Origin of the sequence: Anaeromyxobacter soli, assembly GCF_022808855.1 — a bacterium.
GTDB classification, from domain to species: domain Bacteria; phylum Myxococcota; class Myxococcia; order Myxococcales; family Anaeromyxobacteraceae; genus Anaeromyxobacter; species Anaeromyxobacter soli.
In genome coordinates this window covers 1-18,645 of sequence record NZ_JAKZLF010000017.1, presented here as the reverse complement: position 1 = coordinate 18,645, position 18,645 = coordinate 1, and the positions used below count along the sequence as shown (strand labels likewise).

The 18,645-nt window shown below is 76.2% G+C and carries 16 protein-coding genes and 1 pseudogene; 7 read left to right on the top strand and 10 right to left on the bottom strand.

Features of this window, described 5'->3' with window-relative positions; all coding sequences use genetic code 11:
- Both ispG and MLV88_RS13100 read right to left on the bottom strand, forming a co-directional pair.
- Positions 1–1,110 carry a flavodoxin-dependent (E)-4-hydroxy-3-methylbut-2-enyl-diphosphate synthase gene (ispG, locus tag MLV88_RS13105; protein ID WP_242338804.1) on the bottom strand — a complete coding sequence of 370 codons (1,110 nt, stop codon included), beginning with the start codon at positions 1,108–1,110 and terminating at the stop codon, positions 1–3.
- Between the two features lie 104 nt (positions 1,111–1,214).
- Positions 1,215–2,282, bottom strand: a complete 1,068-nt coding sequence (locus MLV88_RS13100) for a thioredoxin domain-containing protein (RefSeq protein WP_242338802.1) — start codon at positions 2,280–2,282, stop codon at positions 1,215–1,217.
- A gap of 64 nt (positions 2,283–2,346) precedes the next feature.
- On the opposite strand from MLV88_RS13100, the gene MLV88_RS13095 reads away from it, so the two are divergent.
- From MLV88_RS13095 to moaC, 3 genes are all read left to right on the top strand, one after another.
- Positions 2,347–3,159 (top strand): methyltransferase domain-containing protein, encoded by an 813-nt coding sequence (locus MLV88_RS13095; protein WP_242338801.1) that lies wholly within the window; start codon positions 2,347–2,349, stop codon positions 3,157–3,159.
- A gap of 92 nt (positions 3,160–3,251) precedes the next feature.
- The gene (gene trxB, locus MLV88_RS13090; protein ID WP_242338799.1) at positions 3,252–4,196 is read left to right on the top strand and encodes a thioredoxin-disulfide reductase; all 945 of its coding nucleotides are present in this window, start codon (positions 3,252–3,254) and stop codon (positions 4,194–4,196) included.
- A gap of 4 nt (positions 4,197–4,200) precedes the next feature.
- Complete coding sequence (gene moaC / locus MLV88_RS13085) at positions 4,201–4,704, top strand: cyclic pyranopterin monophosphate synthase MoaC (RefSeq protein ID WP_243337653.1); 504 nt, start codon at positions 4,201–4,203, stop codon at positions 4,702–4,704.
- 18 nt (positions 4,705–4,722) lie between these two features.
- Here the strand turns inward: moaC and MLV88_RS13080 are convergent, their stop codons facing one another.
- From MLV88_RS13080 to ggt, 8 genes are read right to left on the bottom strand one after another with little or no spacing between them, the layout of a single operon-like run.
- Positions 4,723–5,547, bottom strand: a complete 825-nt coding sequence (locus tag MLV88_RS13080; RefSeq protein ID WP_243337650.1) for a TatD family hydrolase — start codon at positions 5,545–5,547, stop codon at positions 4,723–4,725.
- 41 nt (positions 5,548–5,588) lie between these two features.
- Positions 5,589–6,689: a chemotaxis protein CheB gene (gene cheB / locus MLV88_RS13075; protein ID WP_243337649.1), complete on the bottom strand. Its 1,101-nt coding sequence runs from the start codon at positions 6,687–6,689 to the stop codon at positions 5,589–5,591.
- Positions 6,686–9,202 (bottom strand): hybrid sensor histidine kinase/response regulator, encoded by a 2,517-nt coding sequence (locus tag MLV88_RS13070; RefSeq protein ID WP_243337647.1) that lies wholly within the window; start codon positions 9,200–9,202, stop codon positions 6,686–6,688. The genes cheB and MLV88_RS13070 overlap by 4 nt, the downstream gene beginning before the upstream one ends.
- A 3-nt stretch (positions 9,203–9,205) precedes the next feature.
- Positions 9,206–9,760 (bottom strand): chemotaxis protein CheW, encoded by a 555-nt coding sequence (locus MLV88_RS13065; protein ID WP_242356804.1) that lies wholly within the window; start codon positions 9,758–9,760, stop codon positions 9,206–9,208.
- A 3-nt stretch (positions 9,761–9,763) separates the two neighbouring features.
- The gene (locus MLV88_RS13060; protein WP_242341214.1) at positions 9,764–10,138 is read right to left on the bottom strand and encodes a response regulator; all 375 of its coding nucleotides are present in this window, start codon (positions 10,136–10,138) and stop codon (positions 9,764–9,766) included.
- On the bottom strand, positions 10,135–11,559 hold the full coding sequence (locus tag MLV88_RS13055; protein ID WP_242372620.1) for a CheR family methyltransferase: 1,425 nt from the start codon (positions 11,557–11,559) through the stop codon (positions 10,135–10,137). The genes MLV88_RS13060 and MLV88_RS13055 overlap by 4 nt, the downstream gene beginning before the upstream one ends.
- Entirely contained in the window at positions 11,556–12,128 is a 573-nt protein-coding gene (locus MLV88_RS13050) for a chemotaxis protein CheW (RefSeq protein ID WP_242356805.1), read from the bottom strand. Before MLV88_RS13050 ends, MLV88_RS13055 begins: the two co-directional genes overlap by 4 nt.
- Positions 12,129–12,187: 59 nt before the next feature.
- Positions 12,188–13,852, bottom strand: a complete 1,665-nt coding sequence (ggt, locus tag MLV88_RS13045; protein ID WP_242372623.1) for a gamma-glutamyltransferase — start codon at positions 13,850–13,852, stop codon at positions 12,188–12,190.
- 95 nt (positions 13,853–13,947) lie between these two features.
- Between ggt and glmU the strand changes: the two genes are divergently transcribed.
- The 4 genes and pseudogenes from glmU to MLV88_RS13025 form a co-directional block, all read left to right on the top strand.
- Positions 13,948–15,411 carry a bifunctional UDP-N-acetylglucosamine diphosphorylase/glucosamine-1-phosphate N-acetyltransferase GlmU gene (glmU, locus tag MLV88_RS13040; protein WP_242372626.1) on the top strand — a complete coding sequence of 488 codons (1,464 nt, stop codon included), beginning with the start codon at positions 13,948–13,950 and terminating at the stop codon, positions 15,409–15,411.
- Between the two features lie 38 nt (positions 15,412–15,449).
- Positions 15,450–17,285, top strand: coding sequence for a glutamine--fructose-6-phosphate transaminase (isomerizing) (gene glmS / locus MLV88_RS13035; RefSeq protein WP_242356812.1), 1,836 nt, complete (start codon positions 15,450–15,452; stop codon positions 17,283–17,285).
- Between the two features lie 181 nt (positions 17,286–17,466).
- The gene (gene thpR, locus MLV88_RS13030) at positions 17,467–18,069 is read left to right on the top strand and encodes an RNA 2',3'-cyclic phosphodiesterase (RefSeq protein ID WP_242361955.1); all 603 of its coding nucleotides are present in this window, start codon (positions 17,467–17,469) and stop codon (positions 18,067–18,069) included.
- Between the two features lie 79 nt (positions 18,070–18,148).
- A pseudogene (locus MLV88_RS13025) lies at positions 18,149–18,645 on the top strand (hypothetical protein); the annotation flags it as partial.

The window sequence follows — 18,645 nt, the reverse complement described above, 5'->3', positions numbered from 1 at the left end:
TCAGCCCTGAGTCCGGCTCGAGGCGATCGCGATCGCCTCGGCGACCACCGCGTCCTCCAGCTCCTCCGCCTTCATCCGCTTCACGATCTTGCCCTCGCGGAAGAGGAGCCCGACGCCGTTGTGGCCGTAGGCGACGCCGACGTCGGCGGCGGCCGCCTCGCCCGGCCCGTTCACCTCGCAGCCCATCACCGCGACCGCCACCTCGCCCTTCAAGGTGCCGAGCCGCTTCTCGACGCGCTCGGCGATGGGGATCATGTCGACCGAGCAGCGGCCGCAGGTCGGGCAGGAGGTCATCGTCGCGCCGCCGAACTTGAGGCCGAGCGACTTGAGCAGCATGCGCGCGACGCGCACCTCCTCGACCGGATCGGCGGTGAGCGAGACGCGGATGGTGTCGCCGATCCCCTCGCCGAGCAGGATGCCGAGCCCGGCGGCGCTCTTCACCGTGCCGGCGAGGAGCGTCCCCGCCTCGGTCACGCCGAGGTGGAGCGGGTACTCGAAGCGCTGCGAGAAGAGCCGGTTCGCCTGCACCGTCATGGCGACGTCGTGCGCCTTCAGCGAGACCTTGATCTCCCGGTAGCCCTCGTCCTCGAGGAAGCGGATGTGCCGCTCGGCGCTCTCGACCATGCCCTCCGCGGTGGGCCAGCCGTGCTTCTCGACGATGTCCTTCTCGAGCGAGCCCGCGTTCACGCCGATGCGGATGGGCACGAGCCGCTCGCGCGCAGCCTTCACCACCTCGCGCACGCGCTCGCGCGCGCCGATGTTGCCGGGGTTGAGGCGGATGCCGTGCATGCCCGCCTCGATCGCGGCGAGGGCGAGGCGGTAGTCGAAGTGGATGTCGGCGACGAGCGGCACCGGCGAGGCGCGCACGATCGCGGCGAGCGACCCCGCCGCGTCCTTGTCCGGCACGGCGAGGCGGACCACGTCCGCGCCCGCCTCGGCGAGCGCGCGGATCTGGGCGAGCGTCGCCGCGGCGTCGGCGGTCTGGGTGGTCGTCATCGACTGGACGGCGATGGGGGCGCCGCCGCCGATGGCCACGTTGCCCACCCGGATGCCCCGCGTCCTCCGCCGCTCGCCGAGCGTCGCCGCCGCACCCTGCCCGTATCCGCCCATGCCTGGAGGTCCTCTCTCTCCGCCCCGAAAAGGCGAGGCGGCCGGCCCTCTATCTAGGGCACGGCCGCCTGCGGTGCAAACCGAGCCGTCGGCTCGACGGGGGGCTACTTCTTGCCCGCGCTCGCCAGCTCCTCGTCGATGATCTTCTTGAACGCGTCCATCGGCTGGGCGCCGCTCAGCATGCGGCCGTTGATGAAGAACGCCGGCGTGCCGGAGACGCCCGCCTCCTCGCCCGCCTTCTTGTGACCCTCGACGATGCTCGCCTTCTCGCCGGAGTCGAGGCACTTGTCGAACTTGGCCTGGTCGAGCTTCAGCTCGCCCGCGTAGCGCTTCAGATCGGGGACGTCGATCTTGTTGCCCGAGCCGAACAGCTTCTCGTGCATGTCCCAGTACTTCCCCTGGTCCTCGGCGCAGTGGGCCGCCTCGGCCGCCTTGGGCGCGCGCGCGTGCATCGGGAGCGGGAAGTCGCGGTACACGAGCCGGATCTTGTCCGGGTAGGCGTCGAGCACCTGCTTCACGGTGCCCTCGGCGCGCACGCAGAACGGGCACTCGAAGTCGGAGAACTCCACGATCGTGACCGGCGCCGCCTGCGGCCCCTTCGCCGGGCCGGTCGCCGCCACCTGGACCTTCGGCGGCTCGTAGGCCGGCAGGAGCACCTCCACCTTCGCGTCCTTCTTGAGCTGCTCGTAGTAGTCGGCGAGGAGCCCCTGCGCCTTCTGGTTCTTGATGAAGCGCACGATCTCCGGCTTCACCTGGTCGAACGGCGGGAGCTGCTGGCCGCCGGCCTTGGCGCGGTCGTACAGCGCGCGGGCCTCCTCGTCGGAGGGCTCGGCCACCTTCGCGCCGATCTCCTTCTGGACCATCTCCTCCGGCGTGACGTTCTGGGCCTTCGCCTTCTCCTCGACGATGCGCTTGCGGATCATCGCCTCGAGCGCCTGGCGGCGGAGCTGGTACTTCTGCTCCTGGTACTGCTGCTCGAGCTGGGAGAGGTCACGCTTCACGAGCTCGTCGAGCTCGCCGGCGGTGATCGTCTGGCTGCCGATCTTGGCGACGGGCGCGCTCGGGTCCTGCTTCTGCGCCTGACCGTTCGACGCCTGCTGCGCCGGGCGGGGTGACTGGCACGCCGCGAGCGCGAGCGCGAGCGCGGCGACGACGAGGTGACGGCTCTTCATGGGGCGGAGCTCCGGAGGAGATAGGCTTTCGGGGGTACTCTTGAACCGGGGAGATTCGGTCAAAATGCCGAGGAGGTCAACGCATTTGCCCGCCGCCGAGCGCGACGTCTGGGACCCCGATCGCTACGCGCGCTTCGCCGACGAGCGGCGCGCGCCGTTCCTCGATCTGCTCGCGCTCGTCGAGCCGCGCCCCGCCATGCGCGTGGTCGATCTCGGCTGCGGCACGGGCGAGCTCACGCGCCTCGCGCACGAGCGGCTCCGCGCGCGCGAGACGGTGGGCGTGGACGCGTCCGCCGCGATGCTCGCCCGCGCGGCGACGCACGCGGGCGGCGGCCTCGCCTTCCGGCAGGGAGATCTCGCTGCGGTGGACGACGGGCCGTACGACCTCGTCCTCTCGAACGCGGCGCTCCACTGGACCCCGGACCACGAGGCGCTCCTCCCCCGGCTCGCGGCGCTGCTCGCGCCCGGCGGGCAGCTCGCGCTGCAGATCCCCGCGAACGAGGAGCACCCGTCGCACGCGATCGCCCGCGCGGTCGCGCGCGAGCCGGACCTCGCCGCGTCGCTCGGCGGTTTCGTGCGCGAGAGCCCGGTGCTCGCGCCCGAGGCCTACGCGCAGCTCCTCTGGCGGCTCGGGCTCGAGGCCCGGCGCGTGCGGGTGGAGATCTACGGCCACCCGCTGCCCGAGCCGGGCGCGGTGGTCGACTGGGTGCGCGGGACGCTGCTCACCGACTACGAGCGGCGCCTCCCACCCGAGGCGTACGCGCGCTTCCTCGAGCGCTACCGGGCGCGCCTCCTCGAGGCGCTCGGCGACGCGCGGCCCTTCCTCTACACGTACCGGCGCGTCTTCCTCTGGGCGCGGCGCTCGGCCGCGCCCTGACGCGTGGCGCGGGCCGCCCCGCGCACAGAACCTTCCCCATGACACCCGGGCTCTCAGGGGATAAACAACCGTCCGCCCAAGCGAGGGAACCCATGGCTCAGCACGAGAGGCTCGTCATCATCGGCAGCGGACCGGCCGGCTACACGGCCGCCCTCTACGCCGCGCGCGCCAACCTGAACCCGCTCCTCTTCGAGGGGATGCAGCCTGGCGGGCAGCTCACCATCACGAGCGAGGTCGAGAACTTCCCCGGGTTCCCCGAGGGCATCCTCGGGCCCGAGCTCATGGAGCTCCTGAAGAAGCAGGCGGAGCGCTTCGGCACGCGCTTCGAGATGGGCGAGGTGACGCGCGTGGACCTCTCGCGGCGCCCGTTCCAGCTCTGGCAGGACGACCGGCTCTTCACCGCGGACGCGGTGGTGATCGCCACCGGCGCGACCGCGAAGTGGCTGCAGATCCCCTCCGAGAAGGCGTACCAGGGCCGCGGCGTCTCGGCGTGCGCGACCTGCGACGGCTTCTTCTTCCGCGGCGTGGAGGTCGCGGTCGTCGGCGGCGGCGACACCGCCATGGAGGAGGCCATCTTCCTCACGAAGTACGCGACGAAGGTCCACGTGATCCACCGCCGCGGCGAGCTGCGCGCCTCCAAGATCATGCAGGACCGCGCGCTGAAGAACCCGAAGATCGAGCTCGTGCTCGACACCGTCATCGACGAGATCCTGGGCGACGCCAAGGCGGTCACGGGCGTCCGCCTGCGCTCCACGAAGGACGGCTCGACGCGCGAGCTGCCGCTGAAGGGCGTCTTCATGGGGATCGGGCACGAGCCGAACACCCAGATCTTCCGCGGCCAGCTCGCCATGAACGACGTCGGCTACCTCGAGGTGAAGAGCCCCTCGACGGCGACGAGCGTGAAGGGCGTGTTCGCGGCCGGCGACGTCGCCGATCCGAGCTACCGCCAGGCGATCAGCGCGGCGGGGTCGGGCTGCATGGCCGCCATCGACGCGGAGCGGTTCCTCGGCGAGCACGCGACGGAGAACTGGGACTGAACCGATGAAGATGATCGACGTCGGCGCGAAGCCGAAGACGGAGCGCGTCGCGGTCGCGCGCGGGTTCGTGGCGATGTCCGCCGAGACGGTCGCGCGCGTCGAGCGCGGGGACGTCGAGAAGGGCGACGTGCTCGCCGCGGCGCGGCTCGCCGGCGTCATGGCCGCGAAGAAGACGCCGGAGCTCGTGCCGCTCTGCCACCCGATCGCCCTCTCCGCCGTGGACGTCGAGGCGGAGCCGGGGCCGCGCGGCGTCGCCGTCTCGGCGACCGTGCGCACGGTGGACCGCACCGGGGTCGAGATGGAGGCGCTCGCGGCCGTCGCCGCCGCGTGCCTCACCATCTACGACATGCTGAAGCGGTACGAGAAGGGCATGCGCATCGAGGGGCTGGAGCTCGTCGAGAAGAAGGGCGGCCGGAGCGGCCACTGGCGCCGCGACGCCGGCGCCGCCGCTGCCCCTGCGCCCACGCCGGCAAGCCGCGGCCGCGGCCGCGCCCGCCGCCGCGCCTAGCGCTCCCGGGCTCCGCGCCTAGCGACCCCGCCCCGTGCGCCGCGCGGGCGTCCGCCGCCGCGCGCCGCCCGCGAGCCCCAGGAACGCGCGCGCGTTCTCCCCGCACACCCGTCGCACCACCGCCTCCGAGAGCCCCGCCTTCGCGAGCCGGTCCGCGGCGCGCGGCAGCGCCAGCAGATCGGCCCCGGCGACGCCGGCGTCGGAGCCGAGCACGAGCCCCTCCGGCCCGAGCGCCCGCACGAGCCGCACCGCCTCGGCGATCGAGCCGCGCCCGCCGCCGTCCCCGGCGGAGAGCGAGAGGCCGGCGAGGTAGCCGCAGGCGCGCACCGCGCGCACCGTGCGCGCGTCGGCGCCGGCCACGAGCACGCGCCCGGGGTCGAGCTCCGCCTCGCGGAGGATCGCGAGCGCGCGCCGGGTGATCCGCTCCGTCGCCCGCGACGGCGTCGCCACGAGCACGGGGCGCCGGAGCTCGCGCGCGAGCTCGAGCTGCCGGACGAGCACGCGCTCCTCGAGCTCCCCTCCCTCGGCGAGCCCGACGGCGCCGATCGCGGCCACCTCGGGCCGGTCGAGCGCGACGGGCAGATCGGCGAGGAGCGCCTCGAGGCCGCGGAGCGGGATCCGCCGCGGGTGGATCCCCACCGCCGCGTGCCCGTCGAGGCCGGCGCGGCGCAGGCGGCGCGCGGCGGCGGCGGTCGCCTCCCAGCCGGCGCGGATCGCGGCCGCGGTGGCCGGCACGACGGCGTCGTCGGACGGGACGAGGGCGCCCGTCACCCCGAAGAAGGCGAGGTCGTCGAGGTCGCGCGCCCGGAGCGCGCGCGCGTGCAGGAGCGGGTCGAACCACATCTCCTCGCGAACGTACACCGCGCGGCCGCGCCCCGCCGCCATCACGCCCGGGGCGCAGCGGCAGGCGCGCGGGCGAGCCTGAGCAGCGCCGGGGCGATGTCGTCGAGCTCGATCGTGTGGGCGGCGGCGCCGCGCTCGATCGCGGCGCCGGGCATGCCGAACACCACCGCCGACGCGCGCCCCTGCGCCGCCGTCCAGCCGCCGCGATCGCGCACCGCCCTGAGGCCGTCGGCGCCGTCGTCGCCCATCCCCGACAGGACGAGCCCCGCCGCGGCGCCCCCGTACTCGCGCGCGAGCGACTCGAGCAGCGTCGTGCCGGACGGGCGGAAGCCGCGCACCGGCGGCGCGTCCACGAGCCGCACGCGGTCCGCGCGGGCGGTGAGGTGACGCCCGTCGGCGCCCACGTAGACCGTGCCCGGCCGCAAGAGCTCGCCGTCCACCGCGAGCTTCACCGCGAGGCGCGTCTCGCTCCCGAGCCAGTGGACGAGGCCGGCCTCGAAGCCGGGGGCGATGTGCTGCACCACCAGGATGGGCGCCGGGAACTCGCGGGGGAGCGCGCGCAGGATGCGGGCGATCGCGGCGGGCCCGCCGGTCGAGGCGGCGATGCCGAGCGCCCGCGGCGCGCTCGCCCCGGCCCCTCCGGCCGCGCTGGCGGCGGTCGACGCGCCGGCCGCGGCCCGCGGGGCCGGCCCCTGCGCGGGCGCGCCCCCCGGGCGGAACGGGAGCCGCCGGTGGCGGGTGACGAGCTTCAGCCCCGCGACCGCGCGGACGGCGTCGCGGATCGCGTCCGCCTCGCGGGCGAAGCGCGCCGCGTCCGTGGCGCGCGGCTTCGCGAGCACCTCCACCGCGCCGAGCTCGAGCGCCCAGAAGGCGAGCTCCTGCCGCTCGGGCCCGGCCTCCGCCGAGACCACCACGATCGGCGTCGGCGCGACCCGCATGATCTCCTCGATCGCCGCGAGCCCGTCCTTGCCGGGCATCCGCACGTCCATGGTCACGACGTCCGGGCGGAGCGCCGCCACCTGGGCCACCGCCGCCTCGCCGTCGGCGGCCTCGCCGACGACCGCGATGCCGGCGCGATCGAGGAGCGCGCGCAGCAGGGCGCGGAACGAGCGGGAGTCGTCCACCAGCAGGCAGCGGATCATGCGCGGGGCAGGAGCTGGCGGACGAGGTCGAGGAGCTTGCCGCGCTCGACCTCGCGCTTCACGAGGTAGCCGTCGGCGCCGGCGGCGAGGCCGGCGGCGCGATCCTCGGCCGCCTCGAGGGAGGTGACGAGGACGACCGGCGTGCGGCGCAGGCGCGGGTCGGTCTTCACCTTGCGCGTGAGGCCGAAGCCGTCGAGCCGGGGCATCTGCACGTCGGACACGACGAGGTCCGCGCCCGACTCGCGCAGGAGCTGGAACGCCTCCTCCCCGTCGGCGGCGGGGATCACCGCGTAGCCCGCCATCTCGAGGAGCGCCTTCATCGCGGAGCGGGTGGTGAGCGAGTCGTCCGCGACGATCACGCGCCGCCCGCCCTCGGCGCGGCTCGCCCCCATGCCCGGCTGCCCCCGCCGCACGAGCTCCGCCGCGGAGAGGACCCCCGCCACGCGCCCGTCGTCGAGCACCGCCGCGCCGGCGAGGTGCGGCACCGCCGCGACCCGCGCGCCGAGCGAGGAGATCACGAGCTCCTGCTGGCCGACGAGCTCGTCCACCCCGACGGCGACGCGCGCGCCGCCGTGGGCGATCACGAGCGCCACCCGCTGGCGCGGCGGCGTGGCCGCCCCCTCCGGCATGCGCAGGAGCCGCGCGAGCGGTACGTACGGCACGTGCTCGCCGGCGACCTGCGCCGTGGTGCGCCCGGCGACGCTGCCGAGATCGCCCGCGGTGACCAGCACGACGTGCTCGATCGCCTCCGCGGGCAGCGCGATCACGTCGCGCCCGACGCGGAACACGAGCGCGGTGGACGCGGACAGCGTGAGCGGCACCTCGAGGTCGAAGCGCGTGCCGCGGCCCGCCTCCCAGCGGACGTCCACCGTGCCCCCGAGCCGCGCCAGCGTCTCGAGGACGACGTCCATCCCGACCCCGCGCCCGGAGATCTCCGTCACGGCGCGCGCGGTGGAGAGGCCGGGGTGGAACACGAGGCGCGCCGCCTCCTGATCGCCGAGGCGATCCGCCTCCTCGGCGGGGAGGACCCCCTTGCGCACCGCGGCGGCGCGCAGCCCCGCGAGATCGAGGCCCGGCCCGTCGTCCTCGACGATGATGGCGACCCGCGAGCCGCGCGGCTCGACGCGGGCGGCGATGCGGCCGGCGGTCGACTTCCCGGCGGCCCTCCGCGCCGCGGGCGCCTCGATGCCGTGGTCCACCGCGTTCCGCACGAGGTGCAGGAGCGGATCGCGGAGCGCGTCCACGATCTGGCGGTCGAGGCGGGCCTCCCCGCCGTCGATCGTGAGCTCGACCTCCTTGCCCAGCCGGCCGGCGACGTCGCGCACGGCGCGGCGGAGCGGCTCGAGCACGAGCGCGGCGGGCACCATCCGGAGCGCGCGCAGGTCCTCGCGGAGCACGGTGCCCGCGAGCCGCTGCTGCTCGGCCTCGCGCGACGCCTCGCGCGCGACGCGGGTGAGGTCGGTCGCGATCTCGCGCAGCCGCGCGGACGACCGCTCGAGCTCGGCGCGCCCCGCCTCGACCCCGGCGGCGCGCAGCGCCCGGCCCGCCTCGTCGAGCGCCTGCAGCGCGTCCCGCACCGACGCCGCGTGGCCGAACACGTCGCGCGCCCGGCGCGCGCGGCGGGCCTCGGCGAGCGAGAGGAGCTCGACCTGGCGGCCGATGGAGGCGAGCGTGGAGGCGAGCACGCGGATCGACTTCTCGCCCCGCGCCTGCGCGGCCGCCGCGGGGGCGCTCGACGGCGCGTCCGAGGCGATCGCGGGCGCGCGCGCGAGCGCCTCGCGCAGGTCGATGAGGTCGCCCGCCAGGGCCGCGGTGGCGCGCGGCGCGTCGACCCCGCCGTCGGCGAGCCCCGCGAACCCATCCGCCGCGCGGCGCGCGAGCGCGGCCGCGCCGGGGGCGGCGAGCGCGCCCATCCGGACCGCCGCCTGCGCGGCGCGGGTGGCGACCGCGCGGCGCGTCTCGGGATCGAGCGGCGCGCAGAGCTGCTCGAGCGCCTCCTCGAGGGCGTCCATGTCGGCGGGGGCGTCGCCTGGCGCGGGAGCCTCCGCGAGGCGCGGCTCCGGCGCCTCGGGGCCGTCCTCTCCCGGCGTGCCGTCCTCGGGGTCTTCCCCGGCCGGCGCTTCGGCCCGCTCGAGCGCGGGGCGGAGGGCGGCGAGGAGCGTCTCGACCCCCGCGACGGCGATGACGCCGCCCTCGTCGCCGGCCGCGATCGCGTCCTCCATCGCCTCGACCGCCTCGAGCGACGCCTGCACGGCGGCGCGGGAGAGCCCGGCGGCCGGGTCGAACCCCGCGAGCGATCCCTCGATCGCGTGCGCGAGCCGCTCCACGTCGGCGAGGCCGAGGCTCCCCGAAGAGCCCTTGAGGCTGTGCGCGATGCGGCGCACGGCGTCGAGCGCCTCGGGCGCGCGCGGGTCGCGCTCGAGCGTGAGGATCCCCGTGCTGATGGCCTCGAGGTGCTCGCGCGCCTCGGCGGAGAAGACGGGCCAGATCTGGCGGAAGAGCTCGCGATCCATGCGCTACCCGCCGTGCGCCGCCGGGGCGCCGAGCTTGCCGAGGTCGAGCACCGCGAGCCGGTCCTGCGCGATCCACGAGAACGGGCCCTCCGCGGCGCTCGAGAGCCCATCGCGCGGGAGCTCCACCTGGCCCTCGACCGCCTCCGCGGCGAGGCCGAACGCCTCGTCGCCGTGCTCGACCACCAGGATCTTCGCGAGGTCGTTCAGCCCCGCGCCCTCGAGGCCGAGGAGCTGCCGCAGGTCGAGCACCGGCACCACCCGCGCCCGCGCCACCGCCGCGCCGAGGAGCCAGGGGGGCGCCGCGGGGAGCGGCGAGAGCACCTGCGCGTCGAGGATCTGGAACACGTCCTCGACCTCGACCCCGTAGCGCTCCCCGCCCACGCTGAACGCCACCACGGGCAAGGTGGCCACCGCGGTGGTCTCCCGCGCGAAGGCGATCTCCCGCGCCCGCTCCTCGAGGATCCGGCGGCGCGCCTCGGGCGACGGCGCCGGCTCGAGCGCGTCCGGCGGCTCGGCCGGAGCCGCCCTGAGCTCGCGCCCCTGTCCCGTTGCCGTCACGCGCTACCTCCTCGCGGGGAGCTGGAGGATCCCGCCCACGGTCTTGCGGAGCTCCTCCACCGAGACGGGCTTCGTCAGGAACGCGGTCGCGCCGACGAGCTTGCCCTTCTTGCGGCTCGCGTCGTCGGCGAGCGAGGTGAGGAGGACGATGGGCGTCTTGTGGAGGATCGGATCGGCGCGGATCGCGGCGCACAGCTCGAAGCCGTCCATCCCGGGCATCCGCACGTCCGAGATGACGAGATCCGGCTTGTGCTCGCGCGCCCGCGCGAGGCCCTCCGTGCCGTCCTTCGCCTCCACGAACTCGATCTGCCAGCCCATCAGGTAGACCTGGATGAGCGACAGGAGCGTCCGCGTGTCGTCGACGAGCAGCACCTTCATGGCTCGCTCCTTCCGGCGCCCGCGCGGGGCCGGCGAACTTCGCCGAGCGCGCTGCGCAGCGCACCGGCGGTGATGGGCTCGACGCCGCGGAGCGGCGCGCCGTCGTCCAGGCCCTCGACGGCCTCGATCGCGTTCCGCCGCGCGCGCGCCGCCTCGTCGTGCCGCCCGACGCGCGCGTAGAGCGGCACGAGCGACGCGTGCGCCATCGCGAGGCCGGGCTCGAGGTAGAGGGCGCGCCGGAGGGCGTCGATGGCGCCGCCGAGATCGCCCCGCGCGTCGGCGGCCATGGCGAGGAGCAGGTAGGACTCCGGGCAAAGGTGCCGCTCGGCCACCTCGCGGGCGAGCTGCTCCGCGAACTCGAGGTCGCCGCGGCGCGCGGCGGCGCGGGCCTGCTCGAAGCCGGGGATGGGGATCGCGGCTTCGCTCGGAACCGGCGTGTCCAGCGCGGTGGGCGTCACGACCGCGGCCGGGGCGGGAGTCGGGGCCGGGGTGAGCGTCGCGGCGGCCGGGGTGGGCGTCGCGATCGGAGCGGGGGTGGGCGCCGGAGCCGCGCTCGCGCTCCTCCCCCGGCTCCGCGCCTTCGCAGGCACCGCTCGCTCGGTCCGGACCTCCCCCGGCGCGAGCCGGCGGAAGATCACCGTGCCGCCCACCTCCAGCCGCTCCACCGCGAGCTTCTCGGCGATGGGCACCTCCACCGGGCCGAGCAGGAGGAACCCCCCCGGCGCGACCGCCTCGAGGAGCCGCGCGGTGATCGCGCGCGCGGTCTCGGGGTCGAAGTAGATGAGGACGTTGCGGCAGACGACGAGGTCGAACGGGCCGGCGGGGGCGGGCTCGGAGTAGAGGTTGTGGCGACGGAACTCCACCGCGGCGCGCACCTCCGCGCGGACGCGCACCTGCGGCCCCTCGCCCTCGAGGTGGCGAGCGCGCGCGCCCGGATCGAGCCGGCGCAGCGACCACGCCCCGTAGACCGCCTCGGCGGCCACCGCGAGCGCGCGGGCGGACACGTCGGTCGCGAGGATCCGGTCGCGGCACGCCGCCCGGCCGGCGTCGCGGAGCAGCATCGCGAGCGAGTACGGCTCCTCGCCGGTGGCGCACCCGGCCGACCAGATCCGCAGCGGGCGCTCGCGCTGCGCGCGCGCCAGCACCACCTCGCGCACGGCGTCGAGCTGCTCGGGGTGGCGGAAGAAGTAGGTCTCCCCGACCACCGCCGCCTCGACGAGCTCGCCCAGGCAGCGCGGATCGCGGGCCCGGAGCCGGGCCCGGAACGCCTCGGGCTCGAGCTCCACCGCCCGCGCGGCGCGGCGGAGCGCCTCCTCGAGCGTGGTGCGGAGCCCCTCGGTGAGCGTGATGCCGCACGCGTCGCGCAGCGCCCGCTCGACGTCCTCGACGCCGGCGGCGAAGGTCGCGCCGGCGGCGGTCAAGGCCGCTCCGGGAGGCCTTCGGCGAGGGGCGCGGGATCGAGGAGCGGCACGACCTCTCGGTCGAGCAGGCACAGCCCGGCGACGAGCGGCGTGCCGCGCCAGGCCGGGGGCGTCCCGGACGCCGCGTCCCCGTGGAAGAGCCGGGGGCCGTCCACGAGCCGGTCCACCCGGTCGACGACGACGCCGAGGGTCGGCGAGCCGGGGAGGATCGCGATCTGGGCGTCGAGGGGAGGCTCGCGAACGGCGCCGAGCCAGGCGGAGAGATCCACCGCGACGACCGGCTGGCCCCGGCACACGAAGGTCCCGAGCACGTGCGGCGGGGCGCCGGCGAGCGGCGCGGTGGCCACGAGCCGGATCACCTCCGAGACGCGGGAGGCCGGGAGCAGCGCGCGCCGGCCGGCGGCCTCGACGAGGAGGTGCATCCCGGGGAGCGCGTCGCCGCCGTGGGCGACGAGGTCGCGCTGCGCGGCGCGGAGCGCCTCCTCGAGCCGGCGCACCTCGGCGGCGAGCGCCGCGCGCGGCGTACGGACGCCGCCCGCGGCGGCGGTGGGTGCAGGTCTCGAGGTCACGATCCGACAAGCAGGATAGCGGACGGCCGCCCGCCCGTCGAACCCGCGCCAGCACGCGATCAGGGCGCCGACGGGGCTCCGTCGTACCTGGGATCGCTCGCCGCTTCCCAGCGACCGTCCGGCCGGCGCCGCACCGCCTGGGCGTTGCCCCAGGGCCGTTCCGCCACCTGGAGCCGGTGTCCCCGTGCCGCGAGCGCGCGGGCGGTCTCGGCCTCGAGCGCGTTCGGCTCGACGCGCAGGGCGTCCGGTTGCCACTGATGGTGCAGGCGTGGAGCGGCGAGCGCCTGCTCCAGGGACATACCGTCGTCCACGAGGTGGGAGATCGCCTGCGCGACGGTGGTCGGGATGGTCGAGCCGCCCGGCGCGCCGACGACGAGCCAGAGCGCCCCGCCCGGCGCGAAGACGAGCGTCGGCGCCATCGACGAGAGCGGCGTCTTCCCGGCCGCGGGCGCGTTCGCGCCGGTGCCGACGAGCCCGTACGCGTTCGGCGCGCCCGCGGCGGCGTCGAAGTCGTCCATCTCGTCGTTGAGCAGGATCCCCGTCCCCGGGACGACCACGCACGCGCCGAACAGGTAGTTCACGGTCGTGGTGATCGCGACCGCGTTCCCCTCCGCGTCCACCACCGAGAGGTGGGTCGTGTGCTTCCCCTCGTCGCGCGGCGGCGTGTCCGCGGCGACGGGGCGCGCGCGCTCGCCGAGCTCCGCGGAGAGGCGGGCAGCGTACGCGGGCGAGACCATCTCCTCGACCACCCCCGCCGCCCCGGGCACGAAGTCCGGGTCGCCGAGCGCTGCGCGCCTCGCGAAGAGCCGCTTCTCCGCCTCCGCCATGGCGTGCAGGAAGCGCACGGGCCGGTACCCGCCCTCGCGCGGCGCCTCCCGCTCCAGCGCCTGCAAGAGCCCGATCACGATCGCGCCTCCCGCGGAGGGCAGGCCCATGGAGACGATCCGGTAGCCGCGGTAGCTCCCCTCGACCGGCGCGCGGTCGCGCACGCGGTAGCGCGCGAGGTCGCTCGCGGCGAGCACGCCGCCGTCGTCTCGCGCGGCCCGGGCGATGCGCTCCGCGAGCGGGCCGCGGTAGAAGGCCGCGGGATCCCGGCCAAGGAGCCGCAGCGTGCGGGCGAGGTCGGGGCGCACGATCCGCTCGCCGGGCGCGGGCGCCGCGGGCCGGCCGTCCGCGCCGGCGACGAGGAGCTCCCTCGCGGCCGCGGGCCGGGCGGCCAGGCACGCGAGGCGGGCCCTCGCCGCGTCGGAGTAGGAGGGGGAGGCCGGGAACCCGCGCTCGGCGAGGCGCGCCGCGGGCGCGGCGAGCGCCGCGAAGGATCGGGTGCCGAAGCGGCGCGCGAGCTCCGCGTACCCCTTCACGGCCCCCGGAACCGCCACCGCCAGGCCGCCGTCGAGGGAGCGCGACGGCGTCGCCGGGGCGCCGCCCCGCGCCGCGAACAGGTCCGGGGTCGCCGCGCCGGGCGCGACCTCGCGGAAGTCGAGGGCGTGGACCTTCTTCTCGCGCGCGTCGTAGACGAGGGCGAAGCCGCCGCCGCCGATTCCAGAGGACTGCGGCTCGACCACCGCGAGCGCGAGGGCGGCCGCGACCGCCGCGTCGGCGGCGTTGCCGCCCCGGCGCAGGACGTCCGCGGCGACCTCGCTCGCGAGCGGGTGAGCGGTCGCGACCGCCCCCCGGCTGGAGACGGCGGTCGCGGACAGGACGATCGCGAGCAGGACGGGCATCCACCACCTGTACCACCGCGCGGCAGCCTTTCCGGGCCCCGCCCCCGCTCCTCGGGCTTGATCACCACGCGGGGGCGAGCCTAGCCTGCCGCGACATGACCCGCTCTCCCACCCCCCTCGCCGCGATCGTGCTCGCCGCCGGCAAGGGCACCCGGATGAAGTCGCAGAAGGCGAAGGTCCTCCACGAGGTCGGCGGCCGCCCGCTGGCCTGGTTCCCGCTGCTGCGCGCGCTCGAGCTCGGGGCGAACCCGGTCGTCGCGGTGGTGGGCCACCAGGCGGAGGCGGTCGAGGCGGCCCTCGCGGCCGCGCTCCCGGGCGCGCCGCTGCGCTTCGCCGTGCAGCGCGAGCAGCTCGGCACCGCGCACGCCGTCCTCGCCGCCCGCGAGGCGCTCGGCGCGTACGACGGCCCGATCGTGATCCTCTCCGGCGACACGCCCCTCCTCACGGCGGAGACGCTCGCGCACGTGGTCGGCGCGCGGGCGGGCGCGACCCTCGCGCTCGCGACGATGAAGCTCGCGAACCCGCACGGCTACGGGCGCATCGTCCGCGACCCCGCGGGCAACCCGGCGCGCGTGGTCGAGGAGAAGGACGCGAACGAGGCCGAGCGCGCCATCGACGAGGTGAACGCCGGGCTCTACTGCGCCGAGGCGGCGTTCCTGTGGGACGCGCTCTCGAAGGTGGGCAGCGCCAACGCCCAGGCCGAGTTCTACCTCACCGACCTCGTCGCGATGGCGGCGCGCGCGGGCGGCGCGGTCGCGGTGCCGGTCCCGCCCGAGGAGGCGTCGGGCGTGAACGACCGCGAGGAGCTCGCCCGGGCCGGGCGGGTGCTCCTGCGCCGGCGGGCGTCGGAGCTCATGCGCGGCGGCGTGACGATCGAGGATCCGGAGCGGTTCGACTGCGACGAGGGCGTCGAGATCGGCGCGGACACCGTCATCGAGCCGAACGTCCGGCTGAAGGGGCGCACCCGCGTCGGCGCGGGCTGCCGGCTCGGCGCGGGCGCGATCCTCACCGACGCGACCCTCGGCGACGGCGTCACGGTGAGGCCGTACACGGTCGTCGACGAGTCCACCGTGGCCGCGCGCGCGATCCTGGGGCCGTTCTCCCGGCTCCGCCCCGGCAGCGAGATCGGCGAGGAGGCGCACGTCGGGAACTTCGTCGAGACGAAGAAGGCGCGCCTCGGCAAGGGGGCGAAGGCGAACCACCTCACGTACCTCGGCGACGCCACGGTGGGCGCGGGCGCGAACGTCGGCGCCGGCACGATCACCTGCAACTACGACGGCGAGAAGAAGCACCCCACCGTCATCGGCGAGGGGGCCTTCATCGGCTCGGACTCGATCCTGGTCGCGCCCATCGAGATCGGCGCCGGGGCGTACGTCGCGGCGGGCTCCACCCTCACGGACAGCGTGCCTCCCGGTGCACTGGCGCTCGGGCGCGCCAAGCAAGTGACGAAGGAGGGGTGGGTGGCCAGGCGGCAGGCGGAGAAGCAGAACAAAGGGGCGGCCGAGGCCGCGCCGCCGCCGGCTCCGGGCGAGGGCCCGCGCGGCGGACGAGCGAGCTAGCGGGCGAACCGCTTCCCCGTGGTAGAAGGCAGGCCCTCATGTGCGGAATCGTTGGCTACGTCGGTCCCCGGCAGTGCGTCGACCTCATCGTCGGCGGCCTCAGGAAGCTCGAGTACCGCGGCTATGACTCCGCGGGCGTCGCGGTGGTCGGGCCGTCCGGCCTCGCGGTGAAGCGGGCGAAGGGCAAGCTCCAGAACCTCGTGACGATCCTGCGCGACGGGCCCCTGCCCGGCTGCACGGGCATCGGCCACACGCGCTGGGCGACGCACGGCCGGCCGTCGGACGAGAACGCCCACCCGCACGCGTACGGCGGGGTGGCGGTGGTCCACAACGGCATCATCGAGAACCACCTCGACCTCAAGGCGGCGCTCACGGGGCGCGGCCACAAGTTCGCCTCCGAGACCGACACCGAGATCTTCGCGCACCTCATCGCCGACGCGCTGCGGGACGGCGCCCGGGACCTGCAGGCCGCCGTCCGCGCGGCCCTCGCGCAGGTCCAGGGCACCTACGCCATCGCGGTCGTCTCGGAGAAGCGGCCGGGCGAGATCGTCGCCGCGAAGAACGCCTCGCCGCTCGTGGTCGGCTACGGCGAGGGCGAGAGCTTCCTCGCCTCGGACGTGCCGGCCATCCTCGAGCACACCCGCGAGGTGAGCTACCTCGAGGAGGGCGAGCTCGCGGTCCTGACCGCCGGGGGGATCACGCTCTTCGGGCGCGACGGCGAGCCGGTCGAGCGCAAGCCGCGGCGGATCGAGTGGAGCGCGGTGGCCGCCGAGAAGGACGGCCACAAGCACTTCATGCACAAGGAGATCTTCGAGCAGCCCCGGGCCGTCGCGGACACGATCCGCGGGCGCGCGTCGCTCGAGCAGGGCGACGTCACGCTCGACGGGGTCGAGCTGCCCGAGGACTACGTCAAGCAGCTCGAGCGGATCGTCATCGTCGCCTGCGGCACCTCCTGGCACGCCGGGCTCTCCGGGCGCCAGATGATCGAGGCGCTCGCGCGCATCCCGGTGGAGGTGGAGCTCGCGAGCGAGTTCCGCAACCGGGATCCGCTGGTCTCGGAGCGCGTGCTCTGCCTCGCCATCTCGCAGTCGGGCGAGACGGCCGACACGCTCGCGGCGGTGAAGATCGCGCGGGCGCGCGGCGCCAAGGCCTACGCGATCTGCAACGTCGTGGGCTCGGCGATCGCGCGCGAGTGCGACGGCGGGACGCTCTTCACCCGCGCAGGCCCGGAGATCGGCGTCGCCTCGACGAAGGCGTTCACGACCCAGCTCGCGGGCCTCTATCTCCTCGCGGTGAAGCTCGGCCGCCTGCGCGGCACGCTCTCCGCCGACGCCGCGCGCGAGCACCTCGAGGCGCTTCGCCACGTCCCCTCCTGGATGGAGCAGATGATCCGCCAGGAGGCGGCGCTCATGCCGATCGCGAAGCGCTGCGCCGCCGCGCGCGACGTCCTGTTCCTCGGGCGCGGGAGCCAGTACCCCGTCGCGCTCGAGGGGGCGCTCAAGCTCAAGGAGATCTCGTACATCCACGCCGAGGGCTACGCCGCGGGCGAGATGAAGCACGGGCCCATCGCCCTCATCGACGAGGAGCTGCCGGTCGTCGTCCTCGCCACGCAGGAGCGCGCGTACGAGAAGACGCTCGGCAACATGGAGGAGGTCCGCGCCCGCGGAGGCCACGTGTTCGCGGTGGTGTCCGAGGGCGACACGCACGCGGCGAGCCTCGCCGAGGTGGCGCTCACGGTCCCGCCCGCCCCGCCGCTCCTCGCCCCGCTCGTCTCCATCATCCCGCTCCAGTTCCTCGCCTACCACGTCGCCGATCTGAAGGGCACGGACGTGGATCAGCCCAGGAACCTGGCCAAGAGCGTGACGGTCGAGTAGCAGCGCGCGGCGGCGCGGCCGGCAGAGGCCGCGCCAGAGCGCGCCGGGGGCCCGGGGGAGCGTCTCGCTCCCCCGGCACGATGCCCAGCCGAGGAACCTGGCCAAGAGCGTGACGGTCGAGTAGCAGCGCGACCCCTCTCCCTTCTCGCCATCCGCCCCACGGTCCGCTACACCTCGTCCCGTGGAGGGCAAGAGTCACCGCCTCTTCGTCGCGCTCGAGCCGACGGATCTCGTCCGTCGCCGCATCGCCGCGACGGCCGCGCACCTGCGCCGCTCGGCGGGCCGCGCGGCCGACGACGTCCGCTGGGTCGTCCCCGAGAACGTCCACCTCACCTTGCAGTTCCTGGGCGCCGTCCCGGAGCCGCGCGTGGAGGCCGTCGCGGACGCCGTGCGCGCGGCGGCCGCCGGGTCGCACCCGCTCGCGCTGGAGGTGCACAACGCCGGCGGCTTCCCGAACGCGCGGCGGCCGCGGGTCGTGTGGGCGGGCATCCAGGGCGACGTCGCCGCGCTGGGGGCGCTCGTGCAGGACCTCGGGCGACGGCTCGCGCCGCTCGGCTTCGCGCCGGAGGCGCGCCCGTTCTCCCCGCACCTGACGCTCGGCCGGGCGCGCGACGTCCGCGGCGCGCCCGGGCTCGGTGGGGCGCTCGCGGAGGCGGCGCAGGGCGACGGCGTCGCGTGGCGCGCCGGCGAGCTCGTGCTCTTCGAGTCGCACCTGTCGCCGAAGGGACCGCGCTACGAGGCCATCGTGCGCGCCCCGCTCGGACGCTCGAGCGAGGGACGCTGATCGAAGTGATCGCCCGGCTCAGCGCCCGGGCGCCGGGGCCGGCGCAGGGCGCGCGCCCGTGTCACCGGAGGTGGAGTCGGTGCCGCCGCGACTCGGAGCGGCGGGTGCGGGCGCGGGCGCCGGGGCAGCGGCCTGCGGCGCCGGCGCCGAGGTCGTCGCCGACGGCCGCTGCGGCGCGGGCGCAGCCGGTGCAGGCGCCGCCGACGCGCCCGACGGCCGCTGCGGCGCGGGCGCGGCCGGGCCCGGGGCAGGTGCCGCGGCCGCTCCGGACGATCTCTGCGGGGCAGGTGCAGCGCCCGGAGTCCGGCCCGCGCCGCTCGTGCCGCCGCGCGACGGCGCCGGCGCGGGGCGCGCACCCTCGGTGGACCGCTGCGGCGGCCGCCCAGGCGACGCGGGGACCTGTGACCGGGTGGGCGCCGGCGCGGCCGCGACGCCTGGCCGGTACGCCGGGATCGCCCCACCCGGCCGTCCGCGGGCCCCCGCCGGAGTGGGCACCGAGACGATCGGCGCCGGCCTCACCGGGTGTCCGACCTCCGTCTCGACCATGCGCAGCGGCGGGCCGCCGCGCGGCGGCGC

Coding starts and splice junctions, on each gene's coding strand:
- MLV88_RS13100 (WP_242338802.1), bottom strand. CDS start 2,282: ATGAAGAGCCGTCACCTCGTCGTCGCCGCGCTCGCGCTCGCGCTCGCG.
- MLV88_RS13070 (WP_243337647.1), bottom strand. CDS start 9,202: ATGGATCGCGAGCTCTTCCGCCAGATCTGGCCCGTCTTCTCCGCCGAG.
- MLV88_RS13080 (WP_243337650.1), bottom strand. CDS start 5,547: ATGTGGTTCGACCCGCTCCTGCACGCGCGCGCGCTCCGGGCGCGCGAC.
- MLV88_RS13060 (WP_242341214.1), bottom strand. CDS start 10,138: ATGAAGGTGCTGCTCGTCGACGACACGCGGACGCTCCTGTCGCTCATC.
- MLV88_RS13095 (WP_242338801.1), top strand. CDS start 2,347: ATGCCGAGGAGGTCAACGCATTTGCCCGCCGCCGAGCGCGACGTCTGG.
- ggt (WP_242372623.1), bottom strand. CDS start 13,852: ATGCCCGTCCTGCTCGCGATCGTCCTGTCCGCGACCGCCGTCTCCAGC.
- moaC (WP_243337653.1), top strand. CDS start 4,201: ATGAAGATGATCGACGTCGGCGCGAAGCCGAAGACGGAGCGCGTCGCG.
- ispG (WP_242338804.1), bottom strand. CDS start 1,110: ATGGGCGGATACGGGCAGGGTGCGGCGGCGACGCTCGGCGAGCGGCGG.
- glmU (WP_242372626.1), top strand. CDS start 13,948: ATGACCCGCTCTCCCACCCCCCTCGCCGCGATCGTGCTCGCCGCCGGC.
- trxB (WP_242338799.1), top strand. CDS start 3,252: ATGGCTCAGCACGAGAGGCTCGTCATCATCGGCAGCGGACCGGCCGGC.
- glmS (WP_242356812.1), top strand. CDS start 15,450: ATGTGCGGAATCGTTGGCTACGTCGGTCCCCGGCAGTGCGTCGACCTC.
- cheB (WP_243337649.1), bottom strand. CDS start 6,689: ATGATCCGCTGCCTGCTGGTGGACGACTCCCGCTCGTTCCGCGCCCTG.